Source organism: Bordetella sp. BOR01, from assembly GCF_019218885.1.
In the GTDB taxonomy this organism is placed as follows: domain Bacteria; phylum Pseudomonadota; class Gammaproteobacteria; order Burkholderiales; family Burkholderiaceae_B; genus Bordetella_A.
On the sequence record NZ_JAHUWT010000001.1, the window covers coordinates 45,981 to 63,336 of the forward strand.

Genomic DNA, 17,356 nt, shown 5'->3' on the forward strand with positions numbered 1-17,356 from the left:
TAAGCCGGGGGATGCTCTGTGCCGCCCAAATTCGACTATGCCCATACTACCCAGCTCGAATCCGTCGAGCTGCTGTCGTCGCGTCCAAGCCGCATCGATTTCGATGCGGGCGACGGTTTGCATCTGGTAGTCGAGGCGCATGCGCCTGGTGTGTTTCGCCTGCGCTGCGGCGAGGCGAATCTCCTTACTGACGAGAAGCCCGGCGCACGCGCGCGGGCCATCGCTGAAATGCTGCTGGCGCGCCAAGAGGCCGTCAGCGAATGCACCATCGCGCCGCGTGACGACGGCAGCGGTTGGCGCATTGTCCAGGGCGATGTCGCACTGGAAATCCAGTCCGATCCTGTGCGCATCACGCTGTATCGCGGCGACGCCCCGATTCTGGCGTCCGACGCTTCGGCGCACGAGCCCGCTTTCGGCCACAACGCGCTCGATGAAGCCGAGCATGCCGTCTGGAACGCCGCGTTCGCGCTCGAGGCCGGTGAACGTGTCTATGGGCTGGGCGAAACCCCGGGCGACCTGAACCGCCGCGACGAAGCGGTGGTGTCCGACGACCCGGAACATCGCGCCCTGCCGCTGGCCTGGAGCCCCCGGGGCTGGGGGGTGTACGTCAATACCATGCGACGCGTGCAGCATGGCGTGGGTGTGACACCCGCCGACACCGCCTATACCGTGGCGGTCGAAGAGGGCGTGCTGGACCTGTTCCTGTTCGCCGGCGAACCCGGCGAGATCCTGAACCAATACACGGCCCTGACCGGCCGTGCCGGGCAGCCGGTGCTGTGGGCCATGGGTGCCTGGTTGCAGCAGGCCGAGGGCGAAATGCCCACGGAAACGGCGGCCCTGGTCGCCCAGATGCGTGAAATGCAACTGCCGCTGGACGCCGTCAAGCTGGCCCCGCCCGCGGCCTGGGGCTTCCAGGCCGACAAGACCGTGTTCGAATGGGATGCACAGCGTTTTCCCGACGCGCGCCAGATGCTGGCCTTGTTCCACAAGCACCACGTGCACGTGGCCGCCACCGGCTTCCCGGGCGTGATCAAGTCCAGCCTGCTGTTCGAGGAACTGGAAGACCGCGGCTGGCTGCTGACGCGCGACGATGGCAGCGCCCAGGTATTCGACGGCAACGCCGTTACCGCCGGCCGGCCTTACGGCCTGCTGGACCTGACTTACCGCGACGTCTACAACCTGTGGATCGAACGCCACCGCCAGTTGCTCGAAGACGGCCTGGACGCGCCTGCATGTGACGCCCAGATCGCCATTCCCGACGGTGTCAGCGCGCGCAACGGCGAAACCGGCGCCGCGCTGCGCACCATGTACCCGCTGCTGGCGCGGCGGGCGTTGTTCGATGCCGTGGCCGGCCACAAGGTGCCGCCCGAAGGGGTGGTGCCCAGCACCGACCTTTTCCCCGCGGCGCAGCGCCTGCCCTGGCAAGTCGGCCCGCAAGTCACCAACGACTGGGCCGGCCTGCAGCACACCCTGCGTACGGCCTTGTCCATCGGCGCCAGCGGCGTGCCGGTGCAAGTGCATTCCATCGGCTCGGCCACCGCGCCGCTGGACGGCATGACGCCCGAGCTGTACCTGCGCTGGCTGACGGCCGGCGTGTTCTCGGCCAATTTCTGCTTCCAGGGCGTTTCCGCCTTGCTGCCCTGGTCGTTTGGCGACGCCGCGCTCGGGCAGGCCCGCACCTGGCTGCAATGGCGCTATCGCCTGATTCCGTACGTGCTGGGCGCCATCGAAGATTCCGTGCGTACCGGCCTGCCCGTGCAGCGTTCCATGGCGCTGAGCTTCCCGCACGATCCCGCCGCCCACGACTGGGACCTGCAATACCTGCTGGGCCCGGCGCTGCTGGTGGCACCGGTTACCCAGCCTGGCAACAGCGTGCGCGTATACCTGCCCAAGGGCGAGGCTTGGTGGGACCTGAACACCGGCCACCGCTATGAAGGCGGCACCACCTGGACGATCGAGTGCGGTACCGACAAGTTCCCGGTCTTTGGCCGCGAAGGGCACATGCTGTGCCTGGGGCCGGTGGCGCAGCATGCCGGCGAATTCAATTCGGCCCGCATCCTGGACGAAGTCTGGATGTTCGGCATGCCCATGCACAACCCCGTGGTCATGCGCAACAAGATCCGCGTGATGCAGATGCAGGGCTCCAGCTATATCAAGGGCCTGGAAGGCCTGCGCATCCTTCCCTCTGAAGGCCTGGAGGTCAAGCGGCGCGGCGCCGAAGTTCGCATTTCGCGAGCTAGGTAGGTTCCTCCCCGAAGCGCTGCGCGCTTCCCCCCAGGGGGCGACGCTGGCGGACCGGCGGAGCCGGCTCCGCTGCGTCCCCGGTCTAGTGGCACCTGTTTTGTGTGGCGGGGGGTGTGCTATGGTTCGGCGCGCGTCGGACCGCGCCCGGTCGCCTTTTTTATAACTAAAAGTTATTAAAAAGAGAACAAACTGTCGTTCTCTTTGGATGTGTGGTCCGCCACAATCGCAACGTCATGATTCACATCGAAAACCTCTCAAAGACCTACGCTACCCCGCACGGACGCTTTGAGGCATTGCGCGACATCAGCCTGCATATCGAGCCGGGCGAGGTGTTCGGCATCATTGGTCCCAGTGGGGCCGGCAAAAGCACCCTGGTTCAATGCATCAACTTGCTTGAGCGCCCCGATAGCGGCGAGATCGTCATTGGCGGCACGGCCCTGACCGGCCTGGACGAGGCCCGGTTGCGCAGTCAGCGTCGCCGCATCGGCATGGTGTTCCAGGGGTTCAACCTGCTGGCGCGCCGCACGGTGTACGGCAATGTGGCCTTGCCGCTGGAAATCGCCGGCTTGCCAAGCGCGCAGATCCCGGCCAAGGTGGAACGGCTGCTGGCATTGGTGGGCCTGGAACACCTGCGCGATCGCTATCCCAGCCAGATCAGCGGCGGCCAGAAGCAGCGGGTGGGCATTGCCCGGGCGCTGGCCAACGACCCGGATGTGCTGCTGAGCGACGAGGCCACGTCGGCGCTGGACCCGGAAACCACGCACAACATCCTGGCGCTGTTGCGCGACATCAACCGCCAGACCGGCGTTACCGTGGTGATGATCACGCACCAGATGGAAGTGGTGCGCGAGATCTGCGACCGGGTGGCCGTGCTGTCGCAGGGCGAAGTCGTGGAGATGGGCCGCACGCAAGATATTTTTGCCACGCCGCGCCACGAGGTCACGCGCGCCATGGTGTCGGCCGCCACGGCTTCGGACCTGACCGATGCCACCTTGGCGGCCACCCGTGAACGCATTGCCGAGCTGCAGGCCGCGCGGCCCGACAGCGTCGTGCGCTTGCTGCGCTTGCGGCTGGCCGGCGGCGCCTCGGCGGGCACGTTGCTGTCCGACCTGACGCGCCAGCATGAGCTGGACGTCAGCCTGGTGCAGGCGCGCATCGAAGACATCCAGGGCGTTGCCGTTGGCACTTTGTTCGTGCTGGTGCAAGGCACACCCGCCGCACTGGGCCAGGCCCTGGCCGCGTTGGCCGCCCGAGATATTCCTGTAGAAGAAATAGTCCATGAGTCCGCAACTGATCGACCTGCTCGCCACTTCGCTGCTTGATACGCTGCTGCTGGTGGGCGTGCCCAGCCTTATCGCCGTGCTGGTGGGCATTCCGCTGGGCGTGGTGCTGGTGGTGACCGCGCGCGGTGCGCTGTTGCAGAACCTGGCCGTGAATCGTTCGCTGGGCGCGGTCGTCAACATTACCCGCTCGGTGCCGTTCATCATCCTGATGGTGGCCATCATCCCGTTCACGCGGCTGATCGCGCAGACGTCCATTGGCACCACTGCGGCCATCGTGCCCTTGTCGGTGGCGGCCATCCCGTTCATGGCCCGCATTGCAGAAAACGCCATGCGCGAAGTGGATTCCGGCCTGCTGACCGCCGCGCGCGCCATGGGCGCCAGCCCGCTGCAGATCATCGTGAAAGTGCTGCTGCCGGAATCGCTGCCCGGCCTGGTGGCCGCCACCATCGTCACCGTGATCAGCCTGATCGGCTATTCGGCCATGGCTGGCGCCATCGGTGGCGGCGGCCTGGGCGACCTGGGCATACGCTACGGCTACCAGCGCTTCCAGCCCGATGTCATGCTGGCCGTCGTGGTGGTGCTGGTGGTGCTGGTGCAAGTCGTGCAGGGCCTGGGCGACTGGCTGGTACGCCGCATGTCGCATCGCTGAGTTTTTGCCAAGCTTTCTTACCCGGAACCTACCCAACATGAGCACCAAGTTCTTCAAGTCGCTGGCCGCGCTGGCCCTGGGCGCCACCGCTTTCGCACAACCCGCGCTGGCGCAGGACAAGCCGCTGAAAATCGGCGTCACCGCCGGTCCGCATGCGCAGATTTTCGACCTGGTCAAGCAGGAAGCCGCCAAGCAGGGCCTGCAGATCGAGGTCATCGAGTTCACCGACTATGTGCAGCCCAATGCTGCGCTGGCCGCGGGCGACCTGGACATGAACAGCTACCAGCACCAGCCATACCTGGATTCGGCCAATGCCGATCGCGGCTACAAGCTGGCCAGCATCGCCAAGACGGTGATTTTCCCCATTGGCATCTACAGCAAGAAGGTCAAGAAGCTGGACGAGCTGAAGCAGGGCGCCCAGATCGGCTTACCCAACGACCCCACCAACGGCGGCCGGGCCTTGCTGCTGCTGCAGGCCCAGGGGCTGATCAAACTGAACCCTGATGCAGGATTGAAGGCCACCCCGATCGACGTGGCCGAGAATCCGCGCAAGCTGCGCTTCGTGGAACTGGACGCCGCCCAGTTGCCGCGTTCGCTGGACGACACCGACGCTTCGGCCGTGAATACCAACTTCGCACTGGAAGCCGGCCTGGATCCCAACAAGGACGCCATCGCTCGCGAATCGTCCGAGTCGCCCTATGCCAACGTGCTGGTGGTGCGCGAACAGGACCAGGCCCGCCCCGATCTGCAAAAGCTGGTCGGCATCTATCAGAGCCCCGTCGTGAAGGCGTTTATCGCCGAGAAATTCAAGGGCGCGGTGGTCGCCGCCTGGTAAGCGATTTTTGACAATTTGACCCGCATCAGCCATAATCTCTGGCTTCGGTCGGGTCGTTAGCTCAGTTGGTAGAGCAGCGGACTTTTAATCCGTTGGTCGCGCGTTCGAGTCGCGCACGACCCACCACGCAGAATCAGGAACAACGCCGCTATGTATTTAGCGGCGTTTTTCTTTTTGCCTGGTCGTGCGTTCCACGCCTAACCGTCAGATGCCGGCTTGGCCGCCGCGCGCACCGCGAACACCGCGTTCGCCTTCAGCATGACCTTGCCATCGACCTGCAGCAGGCAGGTTGCGTACAACAGCCTGCGCCCCTGCTTGTCGATGCGCACGTGGGCTTCCAGCCAGTCTCCGGGCTTGACCGCGTTCAGGTATTCCACCGACATCTGCACGGTTACCACCGACACCTGGGCTTCTTGCACGATGCAGTAGCCCAGCGCACTGTCAGCCAAGGTGGCCAGCAGGCCGCCGTGCGCGATGTTGTGCATGTTGGTATGCGGCATCGCCACGCGCATGGCCAGCACATTGCTGCCGGTACGCCGGTAGAAGGGGCCCAGGTCGGCCAGATGGGTCATGAAGCGGCTGCCGGGATGCCAGGGTTCGAAACCCTCGGGTATGGGATGCGTCATAGAGGAAGCGAAAGGCTGAAAGAGAGGCTTGCGCGCGGTATGCAGGGTTGGCGGGCAAGGCATAAGTATAAAAAGCCGCAGCGGCCTTGATTCACCGCAACAGTAACAGCAGTCGCTGGCTACAATTCGTTATATAGTTCGCTTTATAACGAACTCGATTGCCTATCTGCACAGGAGCCGCCATGCCCGTTTTGCGCATTTCCCTTGCCCTGGCCGCCGCCACCTTGGCCACGACTGTTTCCGCCGCCGAAGTGCAAGTTGCCGTTGCCGCCAATTTCACGGCGCCCATGCAGGCCATTGCCCGCCAGTTCGAGCAAGACACCGGTCACAAGGCCGTGGCGGCATTCGGCGCCACCGGCCAGTTCTATGCGCAAATCAAGAACGGCGCGCCCTTCGAGGTGTTCCTGGCAGCCGACGATGAGCGCCCGGCCCGCCTCGAGGCCGAGCAGCAGGCCGTGCCCGGGTCGCGCTTTACCTATGCCATAGGTTCGCTGGCGCTGTGGTCGGCCAAGCCCGATTATGTGGACGACCAGGGCGCTGTGCTGAAGAAGAATGACTTCAAGCACCTGGCCATCGCCAACCCCAAGACCGCGCCCTATGGGCTGGCTGCGATCCAGGTCATGGACAAGCTGGGGGTGGCCGAGGCCATCAAACCCAAGATCGTGGAAGGGCAGAGCATTGCCCAGGCGCAGCAGTTCGTGGCCACTGGCAATGCGGAACTGGGGTTCGTGGCCTTGTCGCAGGTCTACAAAGACGGCAAACTGACGTCGGGTTCGGCCTGGCTGGTGCCGGCTTCGCTGCACGACCCGATCAAGCAGGACGCTGTCATCCTGGCAAAGGGCAAAGACAACCCCGCCGCCCAGGCTTTCGTCGACTACCTGAAAGGCCCCAAGGCCGCCGAGATCATCAAGTCGTACGGCTACCAGGTATCGGCGCAATAACAACAAATTGAAGGGTAGTGCCGCCGCATGCACCTGGACTCATCCGACCTGGCGGCCATCTGGCTGACCATTCAGCTGGCGTCGCTGACGACCATCCTGCTGCTGATCATCGGCACGCCCATCGCCTGGTGGCTGGCGCGCACGCGTTCCCGGCTGAAGGGGCCCATCGGCGCGGTGGTGGCCTTGCCGCTGGTACTGCCGCCTACCGTGCTGGGCTTTTACCTGCTGGTGGTAATGGGTCCGAACGGGCCGGTGGGGCAGGTGACCCAATCGCTGGGGCTGGGCGTGCTGCCCTTCACCTTTGCAGGCCTGGTGGTGGGCTCGGTGGTGTATTCGCTGCCGTTTGTGGTGCAGCCCTTGCAGAATGCCTTTGAAGCCATCGGCACACGACCGCTGGAAGCCGCCGCCACGCTGCGCGCCAGTCCGCGCGATTGTTTTTTCTCGGTGGTGCTGCCGCTGGCGCGGCCCGGTTTCATCACCGCGGGCATCCTGGGCTTTGCGCATACCGTGGGCGAGTTCGGCGTGGTGCTGATGATAGGCGGCAATATCGAAGGCAGGACGCGTGTGGTGTCGGTGCAGATCTACGACCACGTCGAAGCGCTGGAATACGCGCAAGCACACTGGCTGGCCGGCGGCATGGTGGTGTTTTCTTTCGTGGTGCTGTTGCTGCTTTACACGCGGCGGCGCGCCGTCAGCGTGTGGTAAGCGCGATGACCGACCCGATCGCTGGCATCGAGGCGCGTTTCCGCGTTGACTACGCCGATTTCTCGCTGGACCTGGACCTGCAACTGCCCGGCCATGGCGTGACTGCGCTGTACGGCCATTCGGGCTCGGGCAAGACTACCTGCCTGCGCTGCGTGGCTGGCCTGGCGCCGGTGGCTCGGGGCTATCTGCGCGTCGATGGCGAGGTCTGGCTGGATACGGCAAGCGGCATCGACGTGCCCACGCATCGGCGGCCGCTGGGCTATGTGTTCCAGGAAGCCAGCCTGTTTCCGCACCTGACCGTGCTGCGCAACCTGCAATTCGGCCTGACGCGGGTGCCTGTCCGCGAACGCCGTGTGGATCTGGACCAGGCGGCCGAACTGCTGGGCATTGCCCATTTGCTGCAGCGCCTGCCGGCCGGCCTGTCGGGTGGCGAGCGCCAGCGGGTGGGCATGGCGCGCGCGCTGCTGACCAGCCCGCGCCTGCTGCTGATGGACGAGCCCCTGGCTTCGCTGGACATGGCGCGCAAGCAAGAGATCCTGCCGTACCTGGAACGCCTGCACAGCGAACTGGATATCCCGGTGCTTTACGTCAGCCACGCGCCGCAGGAAGTGGCGCGGCTGGCAGACCACCTGGTGCTGCTGGAAAACGGCCGCGCGACGGCCAGCGGTCCGATCGGGCCGATGCTCTCGCGCCTGGACTTGCCGCTGGCCAGGGATGACGAGGCATCGGTGGTGGTGGCGGGCACTGTGGCCGACTTCGACCCCGCCTATCGATTGATGTCGGTGCGCCTGCCGGGCAGCACCACCTGCCTGCGCATGGTGCATGGCGCGCGGCCGCCTGGCTACCCGGCGCGGCTGGCGATCAAGGCGCGCGATGTCAGCCTGGCGCTGGCGCATCCGCAGGACAGCAGCATCGTCAACGTGATCCCGGTGCGCGTGCTGGACATGACGCCCGCCGACAACCCCGACCATATCCTGGTGCGCCTGGATGCCGATGGCACGCCCTTGCTGGCGCGCATTACGCGCTATTCGCGCGATCAACTGAAGCTGGCGCCGGGCACGCATGCCTGGGCGCAGGTCAAGGCGGTGTCGGTATTGGGTTAGCCGGGCCGGCTGCAGCAGCGCGCGGCGCAGTCAGATGAACAGTTGCCGCATGTCCAGCCCGCGGATGATGGCGGCCGTGGCTTCGACCAGTGCCGGCAGCGGATGGCGCATCGGCGTCGCCAGGGTCAGGTTGTTCATGATGATGGGGTCGACGATTTCCGAGCAGACCAGGTAGCTTTGCCCCGGCATGTCATGCAGGGCCGAGCGCGGCAGGATGGTGTAGAGGCTGTCCTGCGTCATGGTTTCCAGGATGGTGTGGACCACGTCGACCTCGGCCGCGATGTCCAGCACCACGTCCAGGTCGCGGCAGGTCTTGTCCACCAGGGCGCGGATGGTGTTGGGCGCGCTGGGCAGCACCAGCGGATAGCTGCCCAGGTCGCGCGCCCGCACGCGCGGCGGCGGCGCCGGCTGGCACGATTTGCCGTACGCCAGTACCAGGTCTTCGCGATACACGGATTCGAACCGCACCAGCGTGGAGGGCGGTGGGTCGTACAGCAGCGCCAGGTCGACCCGGTCTTTGACCAGCCATTCGTTCATTTCAGAGCTCAGGCCTTCGGCCAGCGTCAGTGCCGCATCAGGGTGCTGGCGCCGGAACGCCTGCACGATCTGAGGCGCCAGGCGCCGCGCCACCCGGTGCGGCATCCCCAGCCGCACCTTGTCTTGCGTGGTCGAGGCGTACGCGCGCATATCTTGCCGGGCGTGCTGGGCCAGGGCGTCCAGCGCCTTGGCATGCGCCAGGAAGCGCAGGCCCGCGGGCGTGGGTTCGACGCCGCGGCCGGTGCGGGCCAGCAGATGGTGGCGCAATTCGGCCTCGAGCAACTGGATCTGCCGGCTGAGCGACGGCTGCGACAGGCCCAGCACCTCGGCGGCGCGGGACAGGCTGCGCATTTCGCAGGCCATGATGAAGTAGCGGATTTGCTTGAGATCCATTCCGCCATGGTATACGTTTTTTCTATATCAGAAGTCAGCTTCGCGGCATTGCCGGGCTTGCGCGACCTGCGCATCATGCGGGGTTGACCATCATCCCGCTGTTCTTGCTGCTTCCATGCCCGATTGCGCCCCCCCTCTTGCCCAGGTCACGTCCGCCAGCCAGGCGCTGCCGGCACATGCTTGCGATAGCCATTTCCACATTTTCGGCCCGGCCGACGTCTTTCCCTACGCCGACGACCGCCCCTATACGCCGCCCGACGCGTCCTTCGAACAACTGCGCAGCCTGCACCGGCAACTGGGATTCAGCCGCGGCGTCATCGTGCAGCCCGGTTGCCACGGCTACGATATGTCGGCCACGCTGGACGCGCTGGACAAAGGGGCGGGGCAGTACCGCGCGGTGGCGCTGCTGGCACCCGATGCCGATGAACGCCAGATCGCCGAATTCGACCGCCGTGGCGTGCGCGGCGTGCGCTACAACTTCGTGGCGCACCTGGCCAATGCCGGCTGGGACGAACTGGCCGCGGTTGTGCCGTGCATTGCGCCGTTCGGCTGGCATGTGTGCATCCATTCCGACCAGGCCTCGCTGCCCGGGCTGCTGCCGCGCCTTGCGGCCTTGCCCGTGCCGTTCGTGATCGATCACATGGGGCGTGCCGCTGCCGCGCAGGGAACCGCCGGTGACGCTTTCCAGGCGCTGCTGACGCTGCGCGACCACCCTGGTGCCTGGGTGAAAATTTCGGGGCTGGACCGCGTGTCCAGTAGCGGCAAGCGTCCCTTCCGCGATGGCGAAGCCCTGGTGGCGGCCTTGCTGGAAACCATGCCCGAACGCCTGCTGTGGGGCACCGATTGGCCCCATCCCAATGTGGCCGGCGACATGCCCGACGACGGCGAGTTGCTTAATACTTTCCTGCGCTTGTGCCCCGACCCTGCCCTGCAGCGGCAGATCCTGGTGGACAACCCGGACCGGCTTTACCGATTCGAACCCTAACCCTCTTTTATAGAGAACAAGCATGGACACAATGCTGATCAAATTTCCGGAAGAGACAGTCACCGCTGCTACCGTACGCGCCTTGCCTGGCGCGGGGCAGGGCGATATGTGGCTTTACCGGGCCGCCGATCACGCCGAGACCTATGCATTGCTGGCGGCCCCGGCCGATGCGCCGGCGCTGCAAGCCGCGTTGCGCGAACGACATCCTGGCGCCCAGGCCGTGGCGCTGGCGCAGGCCACCGATGTGGCGGGGCAGGCCGCCGGCCAGCCCGCGCCCTGGTTCTATGTGGTGGAAACCGACATCAAGCCGGGCGCCGAAGCAGACTTCGACCGCTGGTACGAAGAAGAACACTTGCCGGGGCTGGCCGCGGTGCCAGGCACCGTGCGCGCGCGCCGCTACCTGGCCCGCGAGGGTTCGCCGCGCTACTACGCCTGCTATGACCTGGCCAGCCGCGAGACCTTCGGCTCGCCGGCCTGGCTGGCCGTGCGCGGCACCGATTGGAGCAGCCGCGTGCGCCCGAATTTCATCAATACCAAGCGCACCATGTTCCGCCTGGTGCCCACCAACCAGGAGACCTGACCATGCCCCGCCTGAATCCCCCGGAAGTCGACGGTATGTCGGCGCACCAGCGCCGCATCCATGATGCCATCGCCAGCGGCCCGCGCGGCCGCGTGCGCGGGCCGCTGGCGGTCTGGCTGCACCGGCCGGGCCTGGCCGAGCATGCGCAGGCGCTGGGCCAGTACTGCCGCTACGACTCCAGCCTGCCTGCGCGTTTGTCCGAGTTGGCCATCCTGACCATGGCGGCGTGGTGGCGCTCGTCTTTCGAGTGGTGGGCGCATCACCCCATCGCGGTGCAGGCCGGGCTGGATGCGAACGTGGCCGAACAGATTCGCGTCGGCGACACGCCGGTGTTCGAGCAGGCCGACGAGTCCGCCGTGTACCGCTTCGTGCGTGCGCTGCTGGAGACGCGCCAAGTGCCTGACGCGCTGTACCAGGAAGCCGTGCAGGTGCTGGGCACCGAAAGCGTCGTCGACCTGGTCGGCATCGCCGGCTACTACACGCTGATATCGATGACGATCAACGTCTTCGATATCCAGCCGACGGACGGCAGCACGGTCAGCTTCGAGCGCTGAGCCGTCATTGCAACGCAACCATAAAGGACAGGTCATGACAGGTCGATTGCAGGGCAAAGTGGCGATCGTGACGGGTGCCGGCAGTGTCGGGCCAGGGTGGGGCAATGGCCGTGCCATCGCCTACCGGTTCGCCCAGGAAGGCGCACGCGTGTTCGCGGTGGATATGAACGCGGATGCCATGGACGAAACCGTGGCGCGGGTGCACGAGGTGGGCGGCGAGATCGCCACCTGGCAGGCCGATGTCACGTCGTCGGATGCCGTGCGTGAGCTGGTGGGCGCCTGCACCGATACCTGGGGCCGGGTCGACATCCTGGTCAACAACGTGGGCGGATCGCGCAAAGGCGGGCCGGTGAACCTGGATGAGCAGGCCTGGGACAAGCAGATCGACTTCAACCTGAAGAGTGTCTACCTGGGCTGCCGGCATGTGCTGCCGCTGATGGAGCGGCAGGGCGGTGGGGCCATCGTCAATATCGCGTCGACCTCGGGCACACGCTGGACCGGGTCGGCCCAGGTGGGCTACGCCAGCGCCAAGGCCGGCGTCATCCAGTTGTCGCGCGTGGTGGCGCTGGAATACGCCAAGAAAAATATCCGATGCAATACCGTGGTTCCCGGCCAGATGCACACGCCCATGGTCGAAGTGCGGCTGGCGGGCCAGCGTGCCGGCGGCGACGTCGAGCAACTGCTGGCCCAGCGCCAGGCCCGCATTCCGCTGCCCTTCATGGGCGACGGCCTGGACACCGCCAACGCCGCGTTGTTCTTGGCGTCGGATGAAGCGCGCTTCATCACGGCCACTGAAATCGTTGTCGACGGAGGCATGAGTGCACGCTGCGACTGAGGGTGCCAGTGCCATGCCCACGCGCTACCCCGATCCCGCGGTGATCGCGCTGGATCCGCGCTTCGAGAAGCTGGTGCTGCCGTTGGCGGCAGTCGAACGCCTGGCTACGGGCAGCCGCTGGGCAGAAGGGCCGGTATGGTTCGGCGATGGCCGCTACCTGTTGTGGAGCGACGTGCCCAACGACCGCATCATGCGCTGGGACGAGATCACCGGGCAAACGCAGGTGTGGCGCCCTGCGTCGAACTACGCCAACGGCAACACGCGCGACCGCCAGGGCCGCCTGGTGACTTGCGAGCACCTGGGGCGCCGCGTCACCCGTACCGAACACGATGGCCGCATCACCGTGCTGGCAGACTGCTACCAGGGCAAGCGGCTGAATTCGCCCAATGACGTGGTGGTGAAATCCGACGGGTCGATCTGGTTCACCGATCCGCCGTTCGGCATTGTGGGCTACTACCAGGGCGAGAAGGCCGAGCAGGAACTGCCGGCCGCCATTTATCGCATCTGCCCCGACAGCGGCGCGGTCTCGCTGGTGTGCGACACCGTCAACGGCCCCAACGGCCTGGCGTTTTCACCCGACGAACAGCGCCTGTATGTCATCGAGTCGCGCGCGCGTCCGCGCAACATCCTGGTGTTCGACCTGTCCGGCGACGGCCGCACGCTGGGGCCGTCGCGTGTATTGTTCGACGCCGCCGACGGCACGCCCGACGGTTTTCGCGTGGACGTCGAAGGCAACCTGTGGTGCGGCTGGGGCATGGGCGCGCCCGAGCTGGACGGCGTACGCGTCTATTCGCCCCAGGGCGATCTGCTGGGCCGCATCGCACTGCCCGAGCGTTGCGCCAACCTGTGTTTCGGGGGCAGGCACCGCAATCGTTTGTTCATGGCGTCCTGCACGTCGATTTATTCGTTGTTCGTCAATACGCAAGGGGCGACAGTCCCCTGAGCGTCAATTCTGCCAATAAGCACAAAGAGGAGAAAACCCATGTTCAATATGCGCTATACCCGGATCTCGAGGTGCCTGGCCGCCGGCCTGCTGGGCCTGGCCGCCGCTGGCGCCCACGCACAGTCCAGCACCAGCCTGGTGGTGGCTTTTCCGGCCGGCGGTCCGGCCGATTCGCTGGCCCGCGTGGTGGCGGCCCAGTTGGAAAAAGAGCTGAAGCATCCGGTGCTGGTCGAGAACAAGCCCGGCGGCAATGGCGCCATCGCCGCTACCTATGTGGGGCGCGCGCGTCCCGACGGCCAGACGCTGTTCCTGAGTTCGGTGGGGGCCATCTCGATCAATCCGGCGCTGTATCCCAAGCTGATCTACGACCCCATCAATGACTTCGCGCCGGTGTCGCTGCTGGTGTCGGTGCCCGAGGTGCTGATCGTGGGGCCCGGCAGCACGCTGAAAGACGCCAAGAGTTTCGTGGCGCAGGCCAAGAGCGAAGGCCTGTCGATGGCATCGTCGGGCGTGGGCAGCATGCCGCACATGGCCATCGTGCAGTTGAAGAAGTCCACGGGCGCCAAGATTCTGCACGTGCCGTACAAGGGGGCCGCGCCGGCCATCACCGATACCATAGGCGGCCAGGTGGCCGGCTTTATCGGCGACGTGTCGGGCCTGATGCCGCACATCAAGTCGGGCAAGGCCCGCGCGCTGGCGATCGCCGCACCCAAGCGTTCGGCCGTGCTGCCCGACGTGCCTACCTTCGATGAGCTGGGCGTGCCCAACGTCTATGCCAACAACTGGTATGGCGTGTTCGCCCCCAAGGACACCCCGGCCGACAAGGTGGCCGAACTGAACGCGGTGATCGGCAAGGTGCTGGCATCGCCGGAACTGAAGGCCTACGAGGAATCCACCGGCGTGGAGCTCTCGCCTACCACGCCGCAGCAGTTCAGCGATATCGTGCGTGACGACGCCAAGAAGTGGGGGGAGTTGATTCGCGCCGAGGGTATTACGATGGATAACTGACGTTGGCCGGCTTATCCGTATTCTGATGGCGTCGTGACTGGACGGCCGTACGTTCGGCGGCGGGCGGGGGGCGTACAAAACGATTGTCGGCGGCCTGCGCCTTCCCGTAGTAGCATCGGCGATATCGCGTCAGGAGACATTGCATGACCGTGCGTACCGATTTCCAGGATGGCCTGGTGCGTTGTTTCTGGGTAGACGACTCTGCCGGTTATCAGCGCTATCACGATGAAGAATGGGGCCGTCCGGTCGGCGATGACCGCGGCCTGTTCGAGCAATTAAGCCTGGAAGGCTTCCAGTCGGGCCTGAGCTGGCGCACCATCCTGAACAAGCGCGATGCGTTTCGCCGTGCGTTCGCCAACTTCGACATCGACAAAGTGGCGCGTTATGGCGAGGCCCGCGTGCAGGCGCTGGTGGCCGATGCCGGCATCGTGCGTCATCGCGGCAAGATCGAGGCCGTGATCAACAACGCCCGCCGGGCTCAGGAAATGCGCGACCAGCATGGGTCGCTGGGCGCTTTTTTCTGGCGCTATGAAGCTCCGGCCGGCAAGCGCGGCGCGCAGCCTGTGTCGGTATCGCCGCAATCGCAGGCCCTGTCCAAAGACCTGAAGAAGCTGGGCTGGAAGTTCGTCGGGCCCACCACGGTCTATGCCTTCATGCAGTCGGTCGGCATGGTCAACGATCATGGCGCCCGTTGCCATCATCGCCCCGAATGCGAACAGGCCCGGGCACGTTTCGTGCGTCCCACCTGAAAAGCCCCGGCGGAATCGGGCAGATTTGGAAAAATCCGCACACATTCCTTGGCAAAAATCCCGGCCTCCGCCTATACCCTGATAGCCAGGCTGGACTGCATCAGGCGGGCCTGGCAAAGGAACTGCGGCCATGACGCGTACGAAGAAAGTGCTGATCGGGCTGGGTGGCGCCATCGTCCTGGTGGTGGCGGCCCTGATAGTGGTGATCGCGCTGTTCGACTGGAACCAGCTCAAACCCACCATCAATGAACGCGTGTCGGCCGCCATCGGCCGGCCCTTCGCCATCAATGGCGACTTGACCGTGCAGTGGCGGCGCCCCGACGGCGAACCCGGCTGGCGCGGCTGGGTGCCCTGGCCGCACATCGGCATGGATGACGTCACCATCGGCAATCCCGATTGGGCCAAAGAGCCGGACATGGCCACGCTCAAGCGTGCCGAGTTCAGCCTGTCGCCGTTGCCGCTGCTGACCCGGCACGTGGTCATCCGCCAGATCCAGCTGACCGCCCCGGCGGCCAGCCTGCAGCGCCTGAAAGATGGCCGCGCCAACTGGGTGTTCACGCTGCCCGAAAGTGGCGAGCCTTCGCCCTGGGTCATGGATATCGACGAAATCGGCTTCGACCAGGGGCAAGTCAAGTTCAGCGATGAAACCCTGCGTGCCGACATCGAGGCGCAGATCGACCCCCTGGGCAAGCCGATTCCGTTTGCCGACATCGCGGGCCAATCGGCTGGCCAGGACAAGGACGCGGCGTCGAAGGACAAGCCCGCCCAGGGCAAAAGCGTAGCGTCGAATGACACGCCGAAGGACAAGACATCCAACGCGAACAAGGCCTCGACAGGCAAGGCCCCAGCCGACCCGTCCGCCGCTGATGCAGATGCAGATGCGGGCAAGGCGCCGCAGCCAGCCCAGGCCACCGTCACGCCGCCCGACTACGTGTTCGGCTGGAAGGTAAAAGGACGCTACAAAGGCCTGCCGCTGCGCGGCGAAGGCAAGATCGGCGGCATGCTGGCGGTGCGCGACTCCAACCGGCCCTTCCCGCTGCAGGCCGATATCTCGGTGGGCAATACACGCATCGCGCTGGCGGGCACCTTGACCGATCCCGCCAACCTGGGCGCACTGGAGCTGCGCCTGGAATTGTCGGGCGCCACCATGTCCGACCTGTTTCCCCTGACGGGTGTCACCTTGCCCGATACGCCGCGCTATGCCACCGACGGCCGGCTGATTGCACGCCTGCATGAACCGGGCGGGGCGGTGTTCCACTATCGCGATTTCAACGGCAAAGTGGGCGCCAGCGACCTGCATGGCGACTTGACCTTCACTGCTGGCCAGCCGCGCCCCAAGCTGGCGGGCAGCTTGAATTCCCGGTTGTTGCGGATGCGCGACCTGGGCCCGCTGGTGGGCGTGCAGCCGGGCGGCAAGGCCAAGAGCGAGTCGCGTGGCGACGACGCGAAGCGCCCGGCCCGAGGCAAAGTGCTGCCTACGCAGGAGTTCCGCACCGATCGCTGGCAGGTGATGGATGCCGACGTGACCCTGACTGCCGACCGCATCATCTACGACGAAGATCTGCCTATCACCAAGCTCAACGTCCACCTGGTCATGGACAACGGCCTGCTTACGCTGGACCCGTTGCGTTTCGGCATGGCGGGCGGCACGATCAACACCACGCTGCGGCTCGATGGCGGGCGCACACCCATGGCGGGCAAGGTGCAGATTGCCGCGCGCGGCCTGCGCCTGAAGCGGTTGTTCCCCAAGGTGGAATCGATGCAGCGGGCCCTGGGCCAGCTCAACGGCGACGCGGCGCTCAGCGGCACCGGCAATTCAGTGGCCGCGCTGCTGGGCACGGCCAGTGGCGACACCAAGCTGCTGGTCAACGACGGCGTGATCAGCCGCGCGCTGATGGAGATTGCCGGGCTGAACGTGGGCAACTATGTGGTCAGCAAGCTGTTCGGCGATGAAGAAGTCAAGATCAATTGCGGCGCGGCTGACCTGCAAATGAAGCGGGGCATCATGACGCCTCGGGTATTTGTGTTCGATACCGAGAACGCGGTGGTGCAGGTCGACGGCACCGTCAGTTTCAAGGACGAGACCCTGGACCTGGACATCACGCCCAAGAGCAAGGGCGTGCGTGTGTTTTCGTTGCGTTCGCCGCTGTATGTGCGCGGCACCTTCGGCGATCCCAAGGCCGGCGTGCACGTACTGCCGCTGGCGGCGCGCGGCGCGGGCGCAGTAGCGCTGGGTGTGCTGCTGACACCGGTGGCCGGCTTGCTGGCGCTGGTGGCGCCCAGCGCAGGCGAAGACGACAACCAGTGCGCCACGCTGCTGCAACAAATGCACCAGCCGCCCAAGGCGCCACCGGCCAAGGGCCGCGCGGGCGGCGGCAAATAAGGC

General features: G+C 65.7%; 17 protein-coding genes and 1 tRNA gene. 16 read left to right on the plus strand and 2 right to left on the minus strand.

The window, feature by feature from the left end; all coding sequences use genetic code 11:
- Positions 1 to 18: 18 nt before the first annotated feature.
- The 5 genes from KW845_RS00200 to KW845_RS00220 all read left to right on the plus strand — a co-directional run bounded on the left by KW845_RS00200 (position 19) and on the right by KW845_RS00220 (position 5,137).
- Complete coding sequence (locus KW845_RS00200) at positions 19 to 2,244, plus strand: glycoside hydrolase family 31 protein (protein ID WP_218367189.1); 2,226 nt, start codon at positions 19 to 21, stop codon at positions 2,242 to 2,244.
- Positions 2,245 to 2,477: 233 nt separating this feature from the next.
- Positions 2,478 to 3,566 (plus strand): methionine ABC transporter ATP-binding protein, encoded by a 1,089-nt coding sequence (locus KW845_RS00205; protein WP_218367190.1) that lies wholly within the window; start codon positions 2,478 to 2,480, stop codon positions 3,564 to 3,566.
- On the plus strand, positions 3,523 to 4,176 hold the full coding sequence (locus tag KW845_RS00210) for a methionine ABC transporter permease (RefSeq protein WP_218367191.1): 654 nt from the start codon (positions 3,523 to 3,525) through the stop codon (positions 4,174 to 4,176). Before KW845_RS00205 ends, KW845_RS00210 begins: the two co-directional genes overlap by 44 nt.
- A gap of 37 nt (positions 4,177 to 4,213) precedes the next feature.
- On the plus strand, positions 4,214 to 5,011 hold the full coding sequence (locus KW845_RS00215) for a MetQ/NlpA family ABC transporter substrate-binding protein (RefSeq protein ID WP_218367192.1): 798 nt from the start codon (positions 4,214 to 4,216) through the stop codon (positions 5,009 to 5,011).
- A 50-nt stretch (positions 5,012 to 5,061) separates the two neighbouring features.
- Positions 5,062 to 5,137: transfer RNA gene (locus KW845_RS00220), tRNA-Lys, on the plus strand.
- Positions 5,138 to 5,208: 71 nt separating this feature from the next.
- On the opposite strand, the gene KW845_RS00225 is transcribed toward KW845_RS00220, so the two are convergent.
- Positions 5,209 to 5,637 carry a PaaI family thioesterase gene (locus tag KW845_RS00225; protein WP_218367193.1) on the minus strand — a complete coding sequence of 143 codons (429 nt, stop codon included), beginning with the start codon at positions 5,635 to 5,637 and terminating at the stop codon, positions 5,209 to 5,211.
- A 182-nt stretch (positions 5,638 to 5,819) separates the two neighbouring features.
- On the opposite strand from KW845_RS00225, the gene modA reads away from it, so the two are divergent.
- The 3 genes from modA to modC are packed head-to-tail and all read left to right on the plus strand — an operon-like array spanning position 5,820 to position 8,386.
- On the plus strand, positions 5,820 to 6,578 hold the full coding sequence (gene modA / locus KW845_RS00230) for a molybdate ABC transporter substrate-binding protein (RefSeq protein ID WP_218367194.1): 759 nt from the start codon (positions 5,820 to 5,822) through the stop codon (positions 6,576 to 6,578).
- A 27-nt stretch (positions 6,579 to 6,605) separates the two neighbouring features.
- Positions 6,606 to 7,283 (plus strand): molybdate ABC transporter permease subunit, encoded by a 678-nt coding sequence (gene modB / locus KW845_RS00235; RefSeq protein WP_218367195.1) that lies wholly within the window; start codon positions 6,606 to 6,608, stop codon positions 7,281 to 7,283.
- A gap of 5 nt (positions 7,284 to 7,288) precedes the next feature.
- Positions 7,289 to 8,386, plus strand: coding sequence for a molybdenum ABC transporter ATP-binding protein (gene modC / locus KW845_RS00240; protein WP_218367196.1), 1,098 nt, complete (start codon positions 7,289 to 7,291; stop codon positions 8,384 to 8,386).
- 30 nt (positions 8,387 to 8,416) lie between these two features.
- Here modC and KW845_RS00245 read toward each other — a convergent pair whose 3' ends face one another.
- On the minus strand, positions 8,417 to 9,316 hold the full coding sequence (locus KW845_RS00245; protein WP_218367197.1) for a LysR family transcriptional regulator: 900 nt from the start codon (positions 9,314 to 9,316) through the stop codon (positions 8,417 to 8,419).
- Between the two features lie 115 nt (positions 9,317 to 9,431).
- Between KW845_RS00245 and KW845_RS00250 the strand changes: the two genes are divergently transcribed.
- The 8 genes from KW845_RS00250 to KW845_RS00285 all read left to right on the plus strand — a co-directional run bounded on the left by KW845_RS00250 (position 9,432) and on the right by KW845_RS00285 (position 17,353).
- A complete protein-coding gene (locus KW845_RS00250; RefSeq protein WP_218367198.1) occupies positions 9,432 to 10,301 on the plus strand; it encodes an amidohydrolase in 870 nt (289 codons plus the stop codon).
- Positions 10,302 to 10,323: 22 nt separating this feature from the next.
- Positions 10,324 to 10,881 (plus strand): DUF4286 family protein, encoded by a 558-nt coding sequence (locus KW845_RS00255; RefSeq protein ID WP_218367199.1) that lies wholly within the window; start codon positions 10,324 to 10,326, stop codon positions 10,879 to 10,881.
- A gap of 2 nt (positions 10,882 to 10,883) precedes the next feature.
- Positions 10,884 to 11,435: a carboxymuconolactone decarboxylase family protein gene (locus KW845_RS00260; protein ID WP_218367200.1), complete on the plus strand. Its 552-nt coding sequence runs from the start codon at positions 10,884 to 10,886 to the stop codon at positions 11,433 to 11,435.
- Positions 11,436 to 11,469: 34 nt separating this feature from the next.
- On the plus strand, positions 11,470 to 12,270 hold the full coding sequence (locus KW845_RS00265; protein ID WP_218367201.1) for an SDR family NAD(P)-dependent oxidoreductase: 801 nt from the start codon (positions 11,470 to 11,472) through the stop codon (positions 12,268 to 12,270).
- Positions 12,271 to 12,283: 13 nt separating this feature from the next.
- Positions 12,284 to 13,213, plus strand: coding sequence for an SMP-30/gluconolactonase/LRE family protein (locus tag KW845_RS00270; RefSeq protein ID WP_218368553.1), 930 nt, complete (start codon positions 12,284 to 12,286; stop codon positions 13,211 to 13,213).
- 39 nt (positions 13,214 to 13,252) lie between these two features.
- Entirely contained in the window at positions 13,253 to 14,221 is a 969-nt protein-coding gene (locus KW845_RS00275) for a tripartite tricarboxylate transporter substrate binding protein (protein WP_255592253.1), read from the plus strand.
- Positions 14,222 to 14,364: 143 nt separating this feature from the next.
- Entirely contained in the window at positions 14,365 to 14,970 is a 606-nt protein-coding gene (locus KW845_RS00280) for a DNA-3-methyladenine glycosylase I (RefSeq protein ID WP_218367202.1), read from the plus strand.
- A 130-nt stretch (positions 14,971 to 15,100) separates the two neighbouring features.
- Positions 15,101 to 17,353 carry an AsmA family protein gene (locus KW845_RS00285; protein WP_218367203.1) on the plus strand — a complete coding sequence of 751 codons (2,253 nt, stop codon included), beginning with the start codon at positions 15,101 to 15,103 and terminating at the stop codon, positions 17,351 to 17,353.
- The last annotated feature ends 3 nt before the right edge of the window (positions 17,354 to 17,356 follow it).

Bases quoted from the DNA above. Each gene is read 5' to 3' on its own strand.
- KW845_RS00285 (WP_218367203.1), top strand. From the start codon at position 15,101: ATGACGCGTACGAAGAAAGTGCTGATCGGGCTGGGTGGCGCCATCGTC.
- KW845_RS00280 (WP_218367202.1), top strand. From the start codon at position 14,365: ATGACCGTGCGTACCGATTTCCAGGATGGCCTGGTGCGTTGTTTCTGG.
- KW845_RS00275 (WP_255592253.1), top strand. From the start codon at position 13,253: ATGTTCAATATGCGCTATACCCGGATCTCGAGGTGCCTGGCCGCCGGC.
- KW845_RS00210 (WP_218367191.1), top strand. From the start codon at position 3,523: ATGAGTCCGCAACTGATCGACCTGCTCGCCACTTCGCTGCTTGATACG.
- modA (WP_218367194.1), top strand. From the start codon at position 5,820: ATGCCCGTTTTGCGCATTTCCCTTGCCCTGGCCGCCGCCACCTTGGCC.
- KW845_RS00250 (WP_218367198.1), top strand. From the start codon at position 9,432: ATGCCCGATTGCGCCCCCCCTCTTGCCCAGGTCACGTCCGCCAGCCAG.
- KW845_RS00260 (WP_218367200.1), top strand. From the start codon at position 10,884: ATGCCCCGCCTGAATCCCCCGGAAGTCGACGGTATGTCGGCGCACCAG.
- KW845_RS00205 (WP_218367190.1), top strand. From the start codon at position 2,478: ATGATTCACATCGAAAACCTCTCAAAGACCTACGCTACCCCGCACGGA.
- KW845_RS00225 (WP_218367193.1), bottom strand. From the start codon at position 5,637: ATGACGCATCCCATACCCGAGGGTTTCGAACCCTGGCATCCCGGCAGC.
- modB (WP_218367195.1), top strand. From the start codon at position 6,606: ATGCACCTGGACTCATCCGACCTGGCGGCCATCTGGCTGACCATTCAG.
- KW845_RS00255 (WP_218367199.1), top strand. From the start codon at position 10,324: ATGGACACAATGCTGATCAAATTTCCGGAAGAGACAGTCACCGCTGCT.
- modC (WP_218367196.1), top strand. From the start codon at position 7,289: ATGACCGACCCGATCGCTGGCATCGAGGCGCGTTTCCGCGTTGACTAC.
- KW845_RS00270 (WP_218368553.1), top strand. From the start codon at position 12,284: ATGCCCACGCGCTACCCCGATCCCGCGGTGATCGCGCTGGATCCGCGC.
- KW845_RS00245 (WP_218367197.1), bottom strand. From the start codon at position 9,316: ATGGATCTCAAGCAAATCCGCTACTTCATCATGGCCTGCGAAATGCGC.
- KW845_RS00215 (WP_218367192.1), top strand. From the start codon at position 4,214: ATGAGCACCAAGTTCTTCAAGTCGCTGGCCGCGCTGGCCCTGGGCGCC.
- KW845_RS00265 (WP_218367201.1), top strand. From the start codon at position 11,470: ATGACAGGTCGATTGCAGGGCAAAGTGGCGATCGTGACGGGTGCCGGC.